The organism is Rathayibacter sp. AY1E2 (assembly GCF_002932325.1).
Classification (GTDB): Bacteria; Actinomycetota; Actinomycetes; order Actinomycetales; family Microbacteriaceae; genus Rathayibacter.
This window is the reverse complement of record NZ_PSVO01000019.1, coordinates 1-18365: the sequence shown is the minus strand read 5'-3', so window position 1 is coordinate 18365 and position 18365 is coordinate 1. Positions and strand designations below refer to the sequence as shown.

The window sequence follows — 18365 nt, the reverse complement described above, 5'->3', positions numbered from 1 at the left end:
GTGACGCGGGTCCTACCGTCGGCGGATGCCAGAGACCAGCGGGACGGACGACGAGCAGCTGACGGCGCTGCTGCGGCCCCGCCGCGCCCGCCCGCGCTGGCGTGTGGGAGTGGGAGCGGCGGTCGTGCTCGTCATCGGCGCCGCGGTGGTCGCGGTGCTGCTCGCGGGAGCGCGGTCGAGCGGTCATGAGCGGGTCCTGGAGCCCGCCGTGTCGACGAGCGCGCCCGCTGCTGCGGCGGTCGAGTCGCTGTACGTTCACGTGGCCGGCGAGGTCGCCTCTCCGGGGCTGTACGTCCTGTCGCAGGAGGCGCGGGTGGCGGACGCGGTCGCCGCCGCCGGAGGGTTCCAGGAGTCGGCGGAGCGCGCGGCGGTCAACCTGGCCCGGAGGCTCGTGGACGGCGAGCAGATCGTCGTGCCGGCCGTGGGAGCGGCGCCGGCCGCGGCGGGAGCGGCTCCGGGCGGGGCCGCTCCAGGAGGAGCCTCCGCCGCCGGATCCGTGCTGAGCCTGAGCACGGCGACGGCGGCCCAGCTGGAGGAGCTGCCCGAGATCGGCCCGGCGACCGCGAAGAAGATCGTCGCCCACCGGGAGGCGAACGGCCCGTTCTCCTCCGTCGACCAGCTGCTCGAGGTCCCCGGGATCGGCGAGAAGACGCTCGCCGCGTTCCGCGACCAGGTCGCGCCGTGAGGAGCGTGCGGGCGGCGGACCTGCGGCTCCTGCCGGCAGCGGTGGCCGCCTGGACCACCGCGTGGGCGGCCGGGATGCTGCCGGTCGCGGCAGTGCTCGACGGGGGCCTCTCGTGGTGCGCCGCGGGCTGGGTGCTGCTCGGGGCGGCGTGCGTCCTGCTCCGGCGCGGCCTCGGCGGGCGGCTGGTCGGAGCGGTGCTCGTCGGGGGCGCGGGTGCCGCCCTCGCCCTCACCTCCGTCGTCGCCGCGGCGCCCGGTGACCACCCGGCGTCGCTGCGGGAGGCACAGGAGGATCGCGCCCTCACCCCGGTCACCGTGCGCGTCGACACGGGTGCCCGACCGCTCGCGACCGGGGGAGTGTGGTTCGACGCGACGGCGCTGCGGGTGGGAGACGCGTCGACCGCGGCCCCCGTCCGCGTGCTGCTCGCCGATCCCGGCGGTCGGCTGCCGGTGGGCGCCGAGCTCGACCTGGAGGCGCGCGCTGCGGCGCAGGAGGGGCCCGTCGGCGAGGCGACGATGCTGAGGGCGGCGTCCGTTCAGGACCGGCGCGGTCCCGGGGGAGCGGCGGCCGTCGCGGAGGTGCTGCGCTCGCGTTTCCTCGAGCGCGCGGCGCTGGTCGGCGGCGACGTGGCGGGGCTGCTGCCGGGCCTCGCGACCGGCGACACGTCCGCGCTCGACGCGGGGCTCGAGGAGGCGATGCGCACCGCGTCGCTCACCCACCTGACCGCCGTCTCGGGCGCCAACTGCGCCGTGGTGGTGGTCGCCGGCTGGACGATCGCGGCGCTCCTCGGCGCCGGACGCCGCCTCCGGACCGTCGCCGCCCTCGCCCTGCTCGCCGGCTTCGTCGTGCTGGTGACCCCCGAGCCGAGCCTGGTGCGGGCCGCGGTGATGGCGACGGTGGTCCTCCTCGCGCGGCTCGGGCGTCGCTCCGGAGCGGCCGTGCCCGCCCTGCTCGCGACCGTCGTCGTGCTCGTGGCCGCCGACCCCTCGATCGCGGGGAGGCTCGGCTTCGTGCTGTCCGTCCTCGCCACCGCCGGACTCCTGCTGCTCGCCGAGCCGATCGCGGGCGCTCTCGGTCGAGTGCTGCCCCGGCCTCTCGCCCTGCTGCTCGCGGTGCCGACCGCGGCGCAGCTCGCCTGCCAGCCCGTGCTGCTGCTCGTGGACCCGTCGGTGCCGGTGTACGGAGTGCTCGCCAACCTGCTCGCCGAGCCCGCGGCACCCGCCGCGACCGGGCTCGGGCTCATCGGCTGCCTGCTCGCTCCCTGGTGGCCCGGAGCCGCCGACGCGGCGATCCGTCTCGCCGCCGTTCCCGCCTGGTGGATCGCCTCGATCGCCCGCGCCGTCGACTCGTGGCCCGCTCCGAGGATCGCCTGGTGGCCCGGCGTGGGAGGAGCGCTCGCGCTCACCGTGCTGACCCTGCTCGGTCTCGTGCTGGTCACGCAGTCGCCGCGGCTCGCGCGGGTGCGCCGGATCGCCGCCGTCGGGCTGGCGTGCGCGATCGCGGCCGCCGGCGGCACCACCGTCGCCACGCCGCTCCTCCGCGCCGCCTCGGTTCCCGAGGACTGGCGTGTCGCGATGTGCGACGTCGGGCAGGGCGACGCAGTCCTCCTCCGCGGAGACGCGGGCGTGCTGCTCGTCGACACGGGGCCCGAGCCCGCACCGCTCGAGGCCTGCCTCCGCCTGATGGGAGTGGACCGCATCCCGCTGCTGGTGCTGACGCACTACGACCTCGACCACGTCGGCGGGCTCCAGGCCGTCCTCGGACGGACCGACGCCGCGCTCGTCGGGCCCGCCGCGGGCCGCGACGACGAGCGCGACCGGGCGGCGCTCACCGGCGCGGGGGTCGCCGTGCAGGAGGCGGTCCGCGGCGACAGCGGCGCGCTCGGCTCGCTGCGCTGGCGGGTCGAGTGGCCGGAGCGGCGGAGCGCGCTGCGAGGGAACGAGGCGAGCGTGACCCTCCGGGTCGACATCGGCCCGGACGCCCGCGGCGGCCCGCTCTCCGTCGCGCTCCTGGGCGACCTCGGCGAGCAGGAGCAGGGACGCGTCTCCCGGCTGCCGGTCGGCCGGGTCGACGTCGTCAAGGTCGCGCATCACGGCTCCGCCGACCAGTCGCCCGCCCTCTACGACGCGCTCGGCGCGAGCGTCGGGCTGATCTCCGTCGGGGCGGAGAACGACTACGGACATCCGAATCCGTCGCTCCTCGCTCTGCTGGCCGAGCGCGGGGTCGAGGCGCTGAGGTCGGATGTCGAGGGTACGGTCGTGCTCGCGTCCCGCAGCGACGGGATCGCGGTCTGGGTGAGCGGCGCGACGGCTCCCGCGGCGGCCTCGGGGCGCCGTGAGCGGGCCGTAGGGTGGAGGGCGCTCGGACGGGCGCGGCACGGAAGGACACGGCATGGCAGGCAGGGCCCCGGCGCGCGCGAAGGCAGCGCCCTCGAAGGCGGCGATCCCGCAGCTCGCCTGGAACCAGACCCGGCCGGCGCCGATCGTGCTGATCACCGGCCCGGAGCAGTTCCTCGCCGACCGCGCGCTGCGCTTCCTCCGTGAGTTCCTCCGGGCCGAGGATCCGAGCCTCGAGGTCAGCGACATCGACGCCGGCGGCTACGCGCCGGGGGAGCTGCTGACGCTCGCGAGCCCGTCCCTCTTCGACGAGCCCCGCCTCATCCGCGTCTCGAACGTCGAGAAGTGCACGGACGCGTTCCTCCTCGAGACCCTCGACTACCTCTCGGCGCCCGCGGACGGGGCGACCCTGGTGCTCCGCCACGGCGGCGGCAACCGGGGCAAGAAGCTCCTCGACGCCATCCGCTCGGGTACGGGCGGCGGCATCGAGATCGTCTGCGCCGAGCTCAAGCGCGAGAGCGACAAGGTCGACTTCGCGATCGCCGAGTTCCGCACCGCCGGCCGCACGGCGACCACCGGTGCCGTCCGAGCCCTGGTGTCTGCCTTCTCCGACGACCTCGACGAGCTCGCGTCGGCGTGCCAGCAGCTGCTGTCCGACGTCACCGGCGAGATCACCGAGGCGACCGTCGCGAAGTACTACGGCGGCCGCGTCGAGACCACGGCCTTCACCGTCGCCGACTCGGCGATCGCGGGCCGTCACGGCGAGGCGCTGCTCGGGCTCCGCCACGCCCTCGCCTCCGGTGCCGACCCGGTACCGATCGTCGCCGCGTTCGCGAGCAAGCTGCGGACCATGGCGAAGGTCGCCGGCTCGCGCGAGGGCTCGGGCCAGGTCGCCTCGCGTCTGGGCCTCGCTCCGTGGCAGGTGGACCGGGCCCGGCGCGACCTGCAGGGCTGGACCGGCGAGGGCCTCGGCACCGCGATCCTGACGGTCGCCGACGCCGACGCGAACGTGAAGGGCGCCACCCGCGACCCCGTGTACGCCCTCGAGCGCATGGTCTCCGTCGTCTCCGCCCGGGGCCTCTGATCCGCCCGAAAGGCCCTGCTCCCGCGATCCGCTTCGACCTCGTCTCCGGCGGGTCTCGATCCGCCGCTCCGCGGCTACTCGACCAGCAGCGAAGGGTTCACCTCCCCTCGCAGGGTCGCACCGCGGCCGACGCAGAGTCGGACAACGACCTCGCAGGGTCACCGGCGACCCGCGTGTCAGCGGATCGTCGTACCCGGAACGGAACCCGCTCCTCCCACTGCGACCATGCGCGGAAGCCGACTGCGCTACGGGCGACGAGGCACGAGGAGCCCGTCGAGATCGGTGCGGGTCACCGCCGATCCGCGTGTCAGCGGATCGTCGTACCCGGAACGCAGGACGCTCCTCCCACCGCGACTACCCCTGATAGCCGACCACGCGACGGCCGACGAGGAACGAGGAGCCCGTCGAAGACGGCACAGCTCACCGGCGATCCGCGTGTCAGCGGATCGTCGTACCCCGAAACGCTCTCCGCTCCTCCCCCCGCGACCCTCCGCGGTAGCGGACCGGGCCGCAGCCGATCGAGAGCCGGACGATGCCCTCGCAGGGTCACCGGCGATCCGCGTGTCAGCGGATCGTCGTATCCGGAACGAAACCCGCTCCTCCCACCGCAACCAAGCGCGGAAGCCGACCGCGCGACGGGCGACGAGGAACGAGGAGCCCGTCGACCGCGAAGCTGCAACGACGAAGGGCCCGGCCAATGGCCGGACCCTTCGTCGTTGCAGCTTCGCGCAGTACTACAGCGCGGCGACCTGCTTCGCGATGGCCGACTTGCGGTTCGCGGCCTGGTTCTTGTGGATGACGCCCTTGCTGGCGGCCTTGTCGAGCTTCTTGGCGGCGAAGGCGAGGGCGGTGCCGGCCTTCTCGGTGTCGCCGGCGGCGATGGCGGTGTGGACCGAGCGGATGGCGGTCTTCAGCTCGCTCTTGACGGCCTTGTTGCGCTCGTTCGCCTTCTTGTTGGTGAGGTTGCGCTTGATCTGCGACTTGATGTTTGCCACGTGGATTACCTTCTTCTCGGATGTGCGTGTGTGCAGCCGGCTACTCGACGGAGTGCCCCTTCCGCGGGCGTCTGAACGCCCTGCGGTGCGACTGGAGGTCGCCGGCTTCTGATCACTCCACGCCTGCCGGGTGTCCGGAGGGGGAGCGCAAGCCAACAAGGAACTTTAGCGCACCCGTCGTCACCCTTCAACCGCGCCGCGCCCGCGGGTGCGGCGCCGTCCGGGTCGGGGCCGCCGGGGCGACACGCCGGGGGAGGCGGACCGCCGTGGCGTCTCGCGGTCCGGGCCCGCCGGTAACGTGACGCCGGTGCCCCGTCTCGCCGATCACCTCTCCGCGGTGCCGCCCTCGGGCATCCGCCACCTGTTCGAGATCGCGCTGCGGCTCGACGGAGTCACCCTCCTCGCGGTGGGCGAGCCCGACGTGCCGACCGCGCCGCACATCATCGAGGCGGCCCGAGCGGCGTGGGCGGCCGACGACACCCGCTACGGGCCCAACGGCGGAGTCCCCGAGCTCCGGCGCGCCATCGTCGAGAAGCTGGCGCGGGACAACGGCATCGAGGCGGACGTCGAGCAGGTCTGGGTGACCGTCGGCGCCACGCAGGCGCTGCACCAGGCGATGACGCTCCTGCTCGGGCCCGGCGACGAGGTGCTCATCCCCGACCCGGGCTACACCGTCTTCACGACCAACGCGCGGACCATCGGCGCCGTCCCCGTGCCGTACGCGCTGCGCGCTGAGAACGCCTTCCTCCCCGATCCCGAGGAGGTCGAGCGCCTGATCACCGACCGGACCCGCGTCCTGATCGTCAACAGCCCGTCCAACCCGCTCGGCGTGGTGTTCCCGAGGGAGGTCCTCGAGCGCCTGCTCGACATCGCCCGGCGCCACGACCTGTGGGTGCTCAGCGACGAGGTCTACGAGTACTTCACCTACGGGCGCCCGCACGTGAGCCTCGCGGCGATCGCGCAGGAGCGCGGGGACGACGCCGACCGCGTCCTCAGCGTCTTCTCCTTCTCGAAGACCTACGCGATGACCGGCGTCCGCGTCGGCTACCTCGTGACGCCTCCCGGCTTCACGTCGATCATGGTCACGGTGCAGGAGGCGGCGATCAGCTGCGTCGCCACTCCGGACCAGCGCGCCGCCCTCGCCGCTCTGACCGGACCGCAGGACGCGGTGGCCGCCGCCTCCGACCACTACCTCGCCAACCTGCGGCTCGCGACGGGCGTGCTCGACGAGCGGGGCATCGCCTACCGCGAGCCCGAGGGCGCGTTCTACCTGTGGATCGACATGGCGCACGCGACCGGCGGGGACGTCGCCTCCTGGGTCGAGTCGTTCCTCCTCGAGACCCTCGTCGCCGTCGCTCCCGGCAGCGCCTTCGGCCGCACCGGCGAGGGCTGGATCCGCGTCTGCCTCGCCGCTGACCCCGCGGCGCTGGAGCACGGGCTGCGCGCCCTCCCGGCCCAGGTGCGCGGATGAGCGCCGCCGAGGTGCTGGTCCGGCGCGTCCGGGCCCAGGAGTACGACGAGGTCTCGCGCCTGCGGCTCGCCGCCTACGCCCACGACTACGAGCTGGGGGAGGAGTACGCCGCCGACGTCGCCGCGGTCGCCCGGCACGACGTCGAGGGCGAGGTCTGGGTCGCCGTCGAGGGCGACGGGCGGATCCTCGCGACGGTCACCACTGCGCGCCCGGGCGCGAACCTCTACGAGCTCGGGCGCCCCGGCGAGCTGGACTGGCGGCTGCTCGCCGTCGCCCCGGAGGCACGTGGGCGGGGTCTCGGGCGGCTGCTCACGGAGTTCGTCGTGATGCTCGCCGCCGAGCGGGGCCTCCAGCGGGTCGTGATGAACAGCGGCACGCTGATGACCACCGCGCACGCCCTCTACGAGAGCATGGGCTTCGTCCGCCTCGGCGAGCGGGAGAACCCGCCCGGCGTCGAGCCCACCCGCACCTACGGACTCGATCTGTAGCCGCCGGTCCCGGCCTCCGCCGCCGGGCATGGGACACTGGTCCCACGATGTCTCCACGTGCACACTCCGGGCTCGAGCCCGCCGCGACCGATCCGGCGTCCATCCGCAACTTCTGCATCATCGCCCACATCGACCACGGCAAGTCCACCCTCGCCGACCGGATGCTCGGCATCACGGGTGTCGTCGAGGACCGGGCGATGCGCGCGCAGTACCTCGACCGCATGGACATCGAGCGCGAGCGCGGCATCACGATCAAGTCGCAGGCCGTGCGGATGCCGTGGGAGCGCGACGGGCGCACGTTCGCCCTGAACATGATCGACACTCCGGGGCACGTCGACTTCTCCTACGAGGTCAGCCGCTCGCTGGCGGCCTGCGAGGGCGCGATCCTCCTGGTCGACGCGGCGCAGGGCATCGAGGCCCAGACGCTCGCGAACCTCTACCTCGCGCTCGAGAACGACCTCACGATCATCCCGGTCCTGAACAAGATCGACCTGCCGGCCGCGGACCCCGAGAAGTACGCGAAGGAGCTCGCGAGCCTCATCGGCGGCGACCCGGACGACGTCCTCCGCGTCTCCGGCAAGACCGGCATGGGCGTCGAGGCGCTGCTCGACCGCGTCACCGAGCTCATCCCGCCGCCCGTCGGCGACCCCTCCGCCCCTGCGCGCGCCATGATCTTCGACTCCGTGTACGACGCCTACCGCGGGGTGGTCACCTACGTCCGGATGATCGACGGCAAGCTCTCGCCGCGCGAGAAGATCCAGATGATGTCGACCCGCGCCACGCACGAGATCCTCGAGATCGGCGTGTCGAGCCCCGAGCCCGTCGCGACGCAGGGTCTCGCGGTCGGCGAGGTGGGCTACCTGATCACCGGTGTGAAGGACGTGCGCCAGTCGAAGGTCGGCGACACCGTCACCACGGCGTCGAAGCCCGCGACGCAGGCGCTGCCCGGCTACACCGAGCCGCTCCCGATGGTCTTCTCGGGCCTGTACCCGATCGACGGCAGCGACTACCCGGACCTGCGCGAGGCCCTCGACAAGCTCAAGCTCTCGGACGCGGCGCTCGTCTACGAGCCCGAGACGTCGGTGGCGCTCGGCTTCGGCTTCCGCTGCGGGTTCCTCGGCCTCCTGCACCTCGAGATCATCACCGAGCGCCTGCAGCGCGAGTTCGGTCTCGACCTCATCACCACGGCGCCCTCGGTCATCTACGAGGTCTCGACGGAGGACAAGAAGACCGTCACCGTCACGAACCCGAGCGAGTTCCCCGTCGGCAAGATCGCCGCCGTCACGGAGCCGATCGTCAAGGCCGCGATCCTCGCGCCGAAGGACTACGTCGGCACGATCATGGAGCTCTGCCAGAGCCGCCGCGGGACCCTGATCGGCATGGAGTACCTGGGCGAGGACCGGGTCGAGATCCGTTACCACATGCCCCTCGGCGAGATCGTCTTCGACTTCTTCGACAACCTCAAGTCCAAGACCGCCGGCTACGCCTCGCTCGACTACGAGCCCGCCGGCTCCCAGGAGGCCGACCTCGTGAAGGTCGACATCCTGCTGCAGGGCGAGCAGGTCGACGCGTTCAGCGCGATCGTACACCGGGAGAAGGCCTACGCCTACGGCGTGCTGATGACGGGGCGCCTGCGCAAGCTGATCCCGCGTCAGCAGTTCGAGGTGCCGATCCAGGCCGCCATCGGCGCCCGGATCATCGCCCGCGAGTCGATCAGCGCGATGCGCAAGGACGTCCTGGCCAAGTGCTACGGCGGCGACATCACCCGCAAGCGCAAGCTCCTCGAGAAGCAGAAGGAGGGCAAGAAGCGGATGAAGATGGTCGGCCGCGTCGAGGTCCCCCAGGAGGCGTTCATCGCCGCGCTCTCGGGCGACGTCGAGACCAAGGACAAGAAGTAGCGCGAGCCCCGTCGCCGGCGCCCGTCCCCCCTCCCGGACGGGTGACGCACCCCCCGTCCGGGACATCGTGTCCGCGGGGATTGCGGCGCCTCACAGCGGACCGATAGCTTTCGGACGCCAGGACGCGGCCGTGGATCGAGACCGATCCGCACGGGGGGCTGCAGCGTCGACGACCGGTCCTCCACCATGACGAAGGGTGGTAGTCCGTGGTGCCTACGAGCACGAGGAAGCGCTGGATCAGGACGGGGGCGGCGCTCGCGAGCATCGCGGCCGTCGCAGCGGGATCGCTGGTGGCGGCGGGACCGGCCTCGGCAGCGAACAAAGTGATCCCGGTCGCGCCCGCGCCCTACTTCTGGTCGGACAGCGCCCGGTTCGGCACCGACGTGCCGCTTCCGGTGGCCGCAGACGCGACCACGCTGACCGTCGAGCTGCCCGACTCAAGCGCTCCCGACACCTTCGCCGAGTGGTCGCACCCCGGCTACCGGGTCGTGACGTGGCAGCTGGGCAGCACCGCGACGGACCTCGAGAGCGGCGAATCCGTCGTCGACACCGCCACCAACTCGATCCAGATCCCGATCGGACGCGCCGCCGGCTCCTTCGACGGCACCTCGCTCTCGCTCCTCCTGAACGGCGCCGAGGACGAGGCGGACGACGCGTACGCTCCGGCCGGCGTCGACCGGACCGGCTTCGTCCTCGCCCTCTCCGCCGACCTCCAGGTGACTGCTGCGAGCGGGTCCGCGGAGGCCGACCTCGACCTGTCGACGTCCACCTCCTCCGAGCGCGCCGGCGGCGAATTCTGGGCCGGCGGCGGCACCGTCACCGAGGCCGGCGCGGGCGACGTCATCGTCCTCGACTCCGGTGTCCCCGGCTTCTTCGACCTCGCGGGCCTCAGCGCCACGGTCGGAACGGAGGACGGCGGCCGCCTGAAGGCCGCCCCCACGGTCGTCGAGGGCGGACGGGGCGTCGCGATCCGGCCGACCCAGGAGTTCTTCGACCGCTACCTCAACTTCAGCGACACGACGCCGCTCGGCGCCCCGTCGGTCGAGGTGAAGGGACTCAGCCGCGGCGGGGAGCAGCCTTCCGGCACCGGCGTCATCGTGCGCGCGCCGCTGCGCGTCGTCCCGTCGACCACCACCCCGACGCCGACGCCGGGCACCGGCCCGGAGGTCGTCCGCCTCGCGGGCACCGACCGCCAGGGCACCGCCGTCGAGATCTCGAAGGCGACCTTCGACACCCCCGGCGTCCCCGTCGTCTACATCGCCACCGGCGCGAACTTCCCCGACGCGCTCAGCGCCGGTCCCGCCGCCGCGAAGCAGGGCGGCCCGCTCCTCCTGGTCGACCGCGACTCGGTGAGCCAGGTCGTCCGCGACGAGCTCACCCGTCTCAAGCCCCAGCGGATCGTCGTCGTCGGCTCCGACCTCAGCGTCAGCGACGCCCTCGCCACCGACCTCGGCCAGTACGCGAACGGGAGGGTCTTCCGCCTCGGAGGCACCGACCGCTACGACACGTCGCGGAAGATCATCGAGAGCGCCTTCGGAGGCGGCTCGCCCAAGGGGGCCTGGCTCGCGACCGGCGAGAAGTTCCCCGACGCGCTCAGCGCCACCGCCGCAGCGGGCAAGAACTCGGCCCCCGTCGTCCTCGTGAACGGCGGCCTCCCGGCGGCCGACCCGACCACTGTCGGGATCCTGAGGGGGCTCCGGCCTCCGGTGCTCACCATCGCGGGCTCCGAGCTGTCGGTCAGCGCCGGCATCCAGAACTCCCTCACGGTGCCGGCCGGACCGGTCGTCACCCGCATCGGCGGGGTCGACCGCTACGACACCTCGGAGCAGCTCAACCGGGCGGCCTTCCCCCGCGGGTCGAAGACCGTGTTCCTGGCCACCGGAGAGAACTTCCCCGACGCCCTGGCCGGAGCCGCGGCCGCCGGGCGCACGGGGAGCCCCCTCTTCGCCGTGCCCCCGACCTGCGTGCCGGTCAAGGTGCTGCAGGACATCAAGGCCGGCGGAGCGACGCGCGTCGTCCTCCTCGGCGGCACCGGCACCCTGTCGCCGGCCGTCCAGAAGCTGACTCCCTGCAGCTGACCCGACCCGCACCACGACGAGGGCCCTCCTCCCGCTCCGGCGGGGGAGGGCCCTCCGTCGTTCCCGGCTCGGGGCGCCGACGGTCGGATACGCTGGGTCGGATGGACAGCACCACCCGGCACGCGGACTCGACGCGCGCCGCGCTCGAGGAGTCCGGGAAGAAGGTCGGGACGTGAGCATCCGCCGCTCCAACTTCGAGGGCCAGCCGCAGGTCACCTACGCGGCCGTCGGCGGCACTCTGGCCCCCGACCTGCTCGAGTACCCGCCGGACGGCTTCACGGCCGAGCGCTTCGAGGCCCGGCTCGGCTCGGGTGACGAGCGCTTCGCCATCACCACCGCCTCCCTGATGACCTGGGGCGTGCAGCGCGGCAGCGGCATCGAGGTGACCGACATCACCAGCGGCAGCGGCGTGCAGTACACGGGGGTCAACTTCGACGCCGCGGGCACCCCGATCGACCTCGTCAGCCGGCCGACGGAGGAGCACTTCGCTCCCGACGGCACCCCCTACATCACCGCCGGCGTGACCGCCGTGCTCCGTGTGACCCTGCTCGGCCGCGTCTTCGACGCCCCGGTGCGCGTCGTCTACGTCGTCGACGAGCCCGACCAGGTCGGCTTCGCCTACGGCACTCTCGAGGGCCACCCCGAGAGCGGCGAGGAGTCCTTCGTCGTCGAGAAGCGCGCGGACGACTCGGTCTGGCTCGTCATCCGGGTCTTCTCGCGTCCCTCCACCCGCCTCTACCGCCTGGGCGCGCCGGTGCTGCGCGCCGTGCAGAAGCGCCAGGTCGCCAAGTACCTGCGCGCGCTGCTGCCGGCGCGCGTCAGCTGACGTGGGGAGCGCCCTCCCGATCGCCGATCCTGCTCCGCTCGACGGCGGACTGCCCGCGTCCGTCGTCGACGGCGTGGAGCAGCGCGACCTCGGCCTCTACGTGCACGTGCCGTTCTGCCGGGTCCGCTGCGGGTACTGCGACTTCAACACCTACACGGCGACCGAGCTCCGCGGAGCGAGGCAGCAGGACTACGCCGATGAGGCGATCACCGAGATGGCTCTCGGCGCCGAGGTGCTCGAGCGCTCGGGCCTGCCCCGGCGCCCCGCCCGCACGGTCTTCTTCGGCGGCGGGACGCCCACGCTGCTGCCCGCCGGCGACCTGGTGCGGATGCTGGACGGTCTCCGCACCCACTTCGGGGTCGCGCCCGACGCCGAGATCACCACCGAGGCGAACCCCGACTCCGTCGACGCCGCCTACCTCCGCGCGCTGGCCGAGGCGGGCTTCACCCGCGTCAGCTTCGGGATGCAGTCGGCCGTGCCGCACGTCCTCGCCACGCTCGAGCGCACCCACGACCCGGAGCGGGTCCCGCTCGTGGTCGAGTGGGCGCGGGAGGCCGGCCTGCAGGTCAGCCTCGACCTCATCTACGGCACGCCGGGGGAGTCCCTCGCGGACTGGGAGCGGTCGCTCGACTCCGCGCTCGCCAACCGGCCGGACCACCTCTCGGCCTACGCCCTGATCGTGGAGGACGGCACGAAGCTCGCCCGGCAGATCCGCCGCGGCGAGGTCGCGACCCCCGACGACGACCTCACCGCCGACATGTACGAGCTCGCCGACGCGCGCCTGGCCGCGGCCGGGTACTCCTGGTACGAGGTCAGCAACTGGGCGCGCGACGACGCGCACCGCTCCCGGCACAACCTCTCGTACTGGCTCGGCCACGACTGGTGGGGCGTCGGCCCCGGGGCGCACAGCCACGTCGGGGGCGTGCGCTGGTGGAACGTGAAGCACCCGGCGGCCTACGCCGACCGGCTGAGCACCGGAGCCTCGCCCGCTGCCGGGCGGGAGACGCTCGACGCGGGCACGCGGCGGGTGGAGGACGTGCTGCTGCGCTCGCGCCTGGCGGACGGGCTGCCGATCGACTCGATCGACGCCGGTCGGCGCAGCGAGGTGGCGGGGCTCATCGCCGACGGCCTCGTCGACGGCCGGGCGGCGCTCGGCGGCCGGATCGTGCTGACCCTGCGCGGCCGTCTGCTGGCGGACGCGGTCGTGCGCCGCCTCACCGACGGCTGAGGCCGGATCCCGGGGCGGCCGGCGCACCGCCGCCCCGGTGCCGCGGCTACTTGAAGAACGGGATGCTGAGCGGGTACGTGTAGTACTCGCCCGCGCTGGCGCGCACCGAGGCGATGATCGCGAAGACGATCACCAGGATCGGCACGACCAGGAACACGATGAAGCCGACGAGGACGAAGGACAGGATCGTCCCGGCGACGTAGGCGATCAGCGTCGTCAGGTGGAAGTTGAGGGCCGTCTTGGCGTGCGCCTCGAGGAACGGTCCGCGCCCCTTGAAGACCAGGAAGACGATCAGCGAGGGCAGGAAGCTGAAGAAGATGCCGGTCACGTGCGTGACGATCGCCCAGGTCTTCTCGTCCGCCGGGTTCAGCGGCGGAGCCGGGGTCCCGTAGACGGGGGGCGGGGGAGGGGTGGCCGACATGATGGTCTCCGTTCCGGCGGCGGCGACGGGCGTCCCCCGTGCGCTCGGCGTCCATCGTGGCATGCGGCGACTCCCTCCGCACCGGGCCGCGCGGGACCTCCTCCTCGGGGATGACGGGGCTCCTCCCCGCGGCCCTGCAGGAGTGCACCCCGGCCGATCCCCGCGCAACCCCGCCGGGCGGTCCACCTCCCGGTTATGATTGGCACTCAGAGTTGCGGAGTGCCAGGCTCCGCGCGGCGTCAGCGCCGCAGACGGTCGTGCCCGCGGGCACTCGGAGTCCGGCGGGAGGTCGGTCGTATGGTCACGGAGCGCGGTCTCCAGGTCCTGCGCGTGATCGTGCAGGACTACGTGGCGAACCGGGAGCCGGTGGGCTCCAAGTCGATCGTCGAGCGCCACGCGTTCGGCGTCTCGGCCGCCACCATCCGCAACGAGATGGCCCAGCTGGAGGAGGAGGAGCTGATCGCGGCTCCGCACACGTCCTCCGGACGCGTGCCGACCGACAAGGGCTACCGCCTCTTCGTCGACCAGCTCGCCGACCTGCGCCCGCTCACCTCCGCGCAGCGCCAGGCGATCGAGACGTTCCTCGGGCAGAGCCCGGACCTCGACGAGGTGCTGGTCAAGACCGTCCGCCTGCTCTCGCAGCTCACCAACAGCGTCGCGCTCGTGCAGTACCCGTCGTTCGGAGCCGCGCGGCTGCGCCACGTGGAGCTCGTCGCCCTCGCTCCCCGCCGCCTCCTGTCGGTGCTGATCACCGACACCGGCCGGGTCGACCAGCGCGTGCTCGAGACCCCGGAGGACGTGGACGACGCGCTCCTCGGCGAGATCCGCGCGAAGCTCAACACGGCCGTGCTGGGCCTCGGGCTCCAGCAGGCGGCCGAGACGCTCGGCTCCGTCGCGGAGCGCTTCAGCCCCGAGCGGCGCCACGTGCTGACGCCGATCGTGCAGACCCTGCTCGAGCAGGTCGGCGCCAACCGGCAGGACCGCTTGGTCATGGCCGGCGCCGCCAACCTCGTCCGCACCGAGGAGGACTTCTCGGGCAGCATCTACCCCGTGCTCGAGGCGATCGAGGAGCAGGTGGAGCTGCTGCGCCTCTTCGCCGAGATGACCCCGGACCCCCGGGGCATCTCGGTGCGCATCGGCCGCGAGAACGCGCCGTTCGGGCTGCAGGAGACCTCGGTGCTCACGAGCGGCTACAACACCGCGGGCGGCCAGGTCTCGCGCCTGGGCGTGCTCGGCCCGATCCGGATGGACTACTCCGGCAACATCACCGCGGTGCGCGCCGTCGCCCGCTACCTCTCCCGCCTCCTCGGCGAGGAGTAGGCCCGACCTCCCGGCCCCCGCCGGATCCCCCGGTGCGCCGTGCCCGGCCCACCGACCCACGAACGAAGGACGAAGCCACCTGTGGCCGATCACTACGAAGTGCTGGGCGTCGACCGCGACGCCTCCGCCGACGAGATCAAGAAGGCGTACCGCCGACTCGCCCGCGAGCTGCACCCCGACGTCAACCCGAGCGCGGACGCCTCCGAGCGCTTCAAGCTCGTCACGCACGCCTACGACGTCCTGAGCGACGCCCAGCAGCGGGCTCAGTACGACCGCGGGCCCCAGGAGGGCTTCGGCGGCGGCGGCCAGGGCTTCGGCGGGTTCGGCGACATCTTCGAGACCTTCTTCGGGCAGGGCGCGCAGGGCTCGTCCCGCGGGCCGCGCTCCCGCCGCGAGCGCGGCCAGGACGCCCTGCTGCGCGTGGAGGTCTCGCTCGACGAGGTCATCTTCGGCACCCACCGCGACCTCGAGGTCGACACGGCGGTGCTCTGCGAGACGTGCCAGGGCTCGTGCTGCCAGCCCGGCACCTCGCCGGTGACCTGCGACATCTGCCACGGCTCCGGCCAGATCCAGCGCACGGTCCGCTCGCTCCTGGGCAATGTGATGACGGCCAGCCCCTGCGGCACCTGCCGCGGCTACGGCACCGTCATCGCGACCCCCTGCTCCACCTGCCAGGGCCAGGGACGCGTCCGCGCCCGTCGCACCATCCCCGTCGATGTCCCCGCGGGAGTCGACACGGGCCTGCGCCTGCAGATGCCCGGCAGCGGCGAGGTCGGCCCGGCCGGCGGCCCCAACGGCGACCTGTACCTCGAGATCAAGGTCAAGCACCACGACGTCTTCAGCCGCAACGGCGACGACCTGCTCTGCACCCTCGAGGTGCAGATGACCGACGCGATCCTCGGCTCCACGGCGTCGCTCAAGGCGCTCGACGGCGACATCGAGATCGAGATCAAGCCGGGCACGCAGAGCACCGAGATCGTCACGATCAAGGGACGCGGAGTCACGCGCCTGCGCGGCAGTGGACGCGGCGACCTCCGCATCGGCATCCAGGTCGTCACCCCGACGAAGCTGGGCCACCGCGAGCGGGAGCTGGTCCAGGAGCTCGCGAAGCACTACAAGCCGCAGAAGCCCGCGCTGACCCACTTCCAGCAGGGCCTCTTCTCGAAGCTCCGCGACCGCTTCCTGGGCTGAGCCCGTGGCGCACCACTACATCGACGAGTCGCTGGACTCCGAGGGCTTCGTCGTCGGGGGCCGGCTCGCGCTCACCGGCGCGGAGGCACGGCACGCCGCGACCGTCAGCCGGATCCGCGCGGGCGAGAGCGTCCGGGTCGGCGACGGGCGCGGACTCGTCGCGACCGCGGTCGTCGAGAGCGCGGAGCCGGCGCGAGTGGTGCTCGTCGTGGAGTCGGTGCAGGAGTCCCCGGTTCCGTCCCCGCGCCTTGTCCTCGTCCAGGCCCTCGCGAAGGGCGACCGCGACGAGCTCGCCGTGCAGGCGGCGACCGAGCTCGGGGTGGACGAGGTCGTCCCGTGGCAGGCCGCGCGGTCGATCTCGCGGTGGTCGGGCCCGAAGGAGGAGAAGGGGCGCGAGCGCTGGCGGGCCATCGTGCGCGAGGCGAGCAAGCAGTCGCTGCGCCCCCGGGTGCCCGAGGTCGCGCCGCTCGAGCAGGTGCGCGGTCTCGTCGCGCGCGCCGCGACGTCCCGCGTGCTGGTCCTCGAGCCCTCGGCGCAGGCGCGGCTCTCCCAGGTGGTCCCGGACGGACGCGACCTGGTGCTCGTCGTCGGGCCCGAGGGCGGCATCGCTCCGGAGGAGCTGCGGCTGCTCGCGGAGGCGGGCGCCGAGGCCGTCGCGCTCGGCGACTCCGTCCTGCGCACCTCGACCGCAGGTCCCGCTGCCATCGCCGTCCTCTCGGCCCGCCTGGGCCGCTGGTGACGCTCCTCCACAGCCGCCTCGGGGCGCCGGAGCAGGGTGCCGTGGGCGAACGCGGCGCCCGTCGCGCACGGGCTCCGTTTAAGATGAGTGCATGAGCGAACCCACCGTCTTCACGCGCATCGTCCAGGGCGAGATCCCGGCCGATGTGGTGTTCGAGAACGAGCGCATCCTCGCGATCACCGACATCGAGCCGAAGGCGCCCGTCCACCTCCTCGTCTTCCCGAAGACCCAGGAGCACGCCACGGTCGCCGCCCTCGCCGCCGCCGATCCCGCCCTGCTCGCCGAGATGGTGCAGGTCGCCCAGTCGCTCGCCGACGCCCACAGCAACGGTCAGTTCCGCCTCGTCTTCAACTCCGGCGAAGAGGTGGGCCAGACCGTGTTCCACGTGCACGCCCACGTCCTGGGCGGCCACCAGACGGAAGGCTCCCTTGCCACCGGTTGAGAACACGGGCGCGAGCCCCGACGAGCGTCCCGCCCTCGGCGCGGACGCGTCCGAGACGACGCGGCGCGTCGTCGCCGTCGACGGAGTCGCGATGGTGCGCCTCCTCGGACCCCAGGACCGCCTCATCCGAGCGGTCGAAGGACGATTCCCCGATGTCCGGGTGCACGTGCGCGGCAACGAGGTGACGCTCGACGGCGAGCGCGAGCCCGTCGCCGCTGCGACGCGCCTGGTGGAAGAACTGGTGCGCATGACCGCGAGCGGGCACGATCTCGACCCGGAGGGCGTGCGCGAGTCCGCCCGCATCCTGCAGAACGGCGGGCCGGTGAGCCCGGCCGAGGCGTTCGGCCAGGCCATCCTCACGGCGCGCGGACGGAGCGTGAGGCCCAAGACGCTCGGGCAGCGCGAGTACGTCGACGCGGTCGATCAGAACACCATCGTCTTCGGCATCGGCCCGGCCGGAACCGGCAAGACCTACCTGGCGATGGCGAAGGCCGTGCAGTCGCTGCAGCGCAAGGAGGTCGAGCGGATCATCCTGACCCGCCCGGCCGTCGAGGCGGGGGAGCGGCTGGGCTACCTGCCCGGCTCGCTCACCGACAAGATCGACCCGTACCTGCGCCCGCTCTACGACGCGCTGAACGAGATGATGGACCCCGAGATCGTCCCGAAGCTGCTCGCGGCCGGCACGATCGAGGTCGCTCCGCTCGCCTACATGCGCGGGCGCACGCTCAACAACTCGTTCGTCGTGCTCGACGAGGCGCAGAACACGACGCCCGAGCAGATGAAGATGTTCCTCACCCGCCTCGGCTTCGGCTCCAAGATGGTCGTCACCGGCGACATCACCCAGGTCGACCTGCCGACCGGCGCGAGCGGACTCCGTCTCGTGACGCGCGTGCTCGACGGCATCGACGACATCCACTTCTCGCGCCTGACCAGCGAGGACGTGGTGCGCCACAGCCTGGTCGGCCGCATCGTGGACGCGTACACCGAGTACGACCAGCAGAAGCAGGCGCAGCACTTCGAGCGCGAGCAGGCCCGGGAGTTCGCGAACCGCGCCGAGCGCCGCGGCCAGGCCGCCCGCCCGCCCGGCGACCGCCAGCCGGAGCGCGAGCCAGAGCTGCGGGACCTCGACGACCAGCACCGTGGTGACGAACACCGCGGCCGTC

The 18365-nt window shown here is 73.1% G+C and carries 16 protein-coding genes; 14 read left to right on the top strand and 2 right to left on the bottom strand.

Annotated features, from left to right (window positions below; all coding sequences use genetic code 11):
- Positions 1–25 precede the first annotated feature (25 nt).
- The 3 genes from C5C49_RS12945 to holA are packed head-to-tail and all read left to right on the top strand — an operon-like array spanning position 26 to position 4105.
- Positions 26–685, top strand: a complete 660-nt coding sequence (locus tag C5C49_RS12945; protein ID WP_104339818.1) for a ComEA family DNA-binding protein — start codon at positions 26–28, stop codon at positions 683–685.
- Positions 682–3228: a ComEC/Rec2 family competence protein gene (locus C5C49_RS12940; protein ID WP_181135780.1), complete on the top strand. Its 2547-nt coding sequence runs from the start codon at positions 682–684 to the stop codon at positions 3226–3228. Before C5C49_RS12945 ends, C5C49_RS12940 begins: the two co-directional genes overlap by 4 nt.
- Positions 3128–4105 carry a DNA polymerase III subunit delta gene (holA, locus tag C5C49_RS17390; RefSeq protein ID WP_258059737.1) on the top strand — a complete coding sequence of 326 codons (978 nt, stop codon included), beginning with the start codon at positions 3128–3130 and terminating at the stop codon, positions 4103–4105. Before C5C49_RS12940 ends, holA begins: the two co-directional genes overlap by 101 nt.
- 734 nt (positions 4106–4839) lie before the next feature.
- On the opposite strand, the gene rpsT is transcribed toward holA, so the two are convergent.
- Positions 4840–5100: a 30S ribosomal protein S20 gene (gene rpsT, locus C5C49_RS12930; RefSeq protein ID WP_097165711.1), complete on the bottom strand. Its 261-nt coding sequence runs from the start codon at positions 5098–5100 to the stop codon at positions 4840–4842.
- A 307-nt stretch (positions 5101–5407) separates the two neighbouring features.
- Between rpsT and C5C49_RS12925 the strand changes: the two genes are divergently transcribed.
- The 6 genes from C5C49_RS12925 to hemW all read left to right on the top strand — a co-directional run bounded on the left by C5C49_RS12925 (position 5408) and on the right by hemW (position 13089).
- Positions 5408–6571, top strand: coding sequence for a pyridoxal phosphate-dependent aminotransferase (locus tag C5C49_RS12925; protein ID WP_104346317.1), 1164 nt, complete (start codon positions 5408–5410; stop codon positions 6569–6571).
- Positions 6568–7059 carry a GNAT family N-acetyltransferase gene (locus tag C5C49_RS12920; RefSeq protein ID WP_104223126.1) on the top strand — a complete coding sequence of 164 codons (492 nt, stop codon included), beginning with the start codon at positions 6568–6570 and terminating at the stop codon, positions 7057–7059. The genes C5C49_RS12925 and C5C49_RS12920 overlap by 4 nt, the downstream gene beginning before the upstream one ends.
- Positions 7060–7106: 47 nt before the next feature.
- Entirely contained in the window at positions 7107–8957 is a 1851-nt protein-coding gene (gene lepA, locus C5C49_RS12915; RefSeq protein ID WP_104223127.1) for a translation elongation factor 4, read from the top strand.
- A 209-nt stretch (positions 8958–9166) separates the two neighbouring features.
- Positions 9167–11035, top strand: coding sequence for a cell wall-binding repeat-containing protein (locus C5C49_RS12910; RefSeq protein WP_181135779.1), 1869 nt, complete (start codon positions 9167–9169; stop codon positions 11033–11035).
- Positions 11036–11207: 172 nt separating this feature from the next.
- Positions 11208–11861 carry a DUF1990 family protein gene (locus tag C5C49_RS12905; RefSeq protein WP_244229440.1) on the top strand — a complete coding sequence of 218 codons (654 nt, stop codon included), beginning with the start codon at positions 11208–11210 and terminating at the stop codon, positions 11859–11861.
- A gap of 1 nt (position 11862) precedes the next feature.
- Positions 11863–13089, top strand: coding sequence for a radical SAM family heme chaperone HemW (gene hemW / locus C5C49_RS12900; protein ID WP_104346315.1), 1227 nt, complete (start codon positions 11863–11865; stop codon positions 13087–13089).
- Positions 13090–13135: 46 nt separating this feature from the next.
- On the opposite strand, the gene C5C49_RS12895 is transcribed toward hemW, so the two are convergent.
- On the bottom strand, positions 13136–13573 hold the full coding sequence (locus tag C5C49_RS12895; protein WP_244229439.1) for a DUF4870 domain-containing protein: 438 nt from the start codon (positions 13571–13573) through the stop codon (positions 13136–13138).
- 234 nt (positions 13574–13807) lie between these two features.
- Between C5C49_RS12895 and hrcA the strand changes: the two genes are divergently transcribed.
- From hrcA to C5C49_RS12875, 5 genes are all read left to right on the top strand, one after another.
- Positions 13808–14830: a heat-inducible transcriptional repressor HrcA gene (gene hrcA, locus C5C49_RS12890; RefSeq protein WP_104223131.1), complete on the top strand. Its 1023-nt coding sequence runs from the start codon at positions 13808–13810 to the stop codon at positions 14828–14830.
- A gap of 81 nt (positions 14831–14911) precedes the next feature.
- Entirely contained in the window at positions 14912–16021 is a 1110-nt protein-coding gene (gene dnaJ / locus C5C49_RS12885) for a molecular chaperone DnaJ (protein ID WP_104225203.1), read from the top strand.
- Positions 16022–16025: 4 nt separating this feature from the next.
- Positions 16026–16760 (top strand): 16S rRNA (uracil(1498)-N(3))-methyltransferase, encoded by a 735-nt coding sequence (locus C5C49_RS12880; protein WP_104239705.1) that lies wholly within the window; start codon positions 16026–16028, stop codon positions 16758–16760.
- A gap of 91 nt (positions 16761–16851) precedes the next feature.
- Positions 16852–17202, top strand: a complete 351-nt coding sequence (locus tag C5C49_RS17385; RefSeq protein WP_258068467.1) for an HIT domain-containing protein — start codon at positions 16852–16854, stop codon at positions 17200–17202.
- Between the two features lie 91 nt (positions 17203–17293).
- Positions 17294–18365 (top strand): PhoH family protein (locus C5C49_RS12875; RefSeq protein WP_258068473.1); only part of this gene is annotated, 1072 nt, incomplete at its 3' end.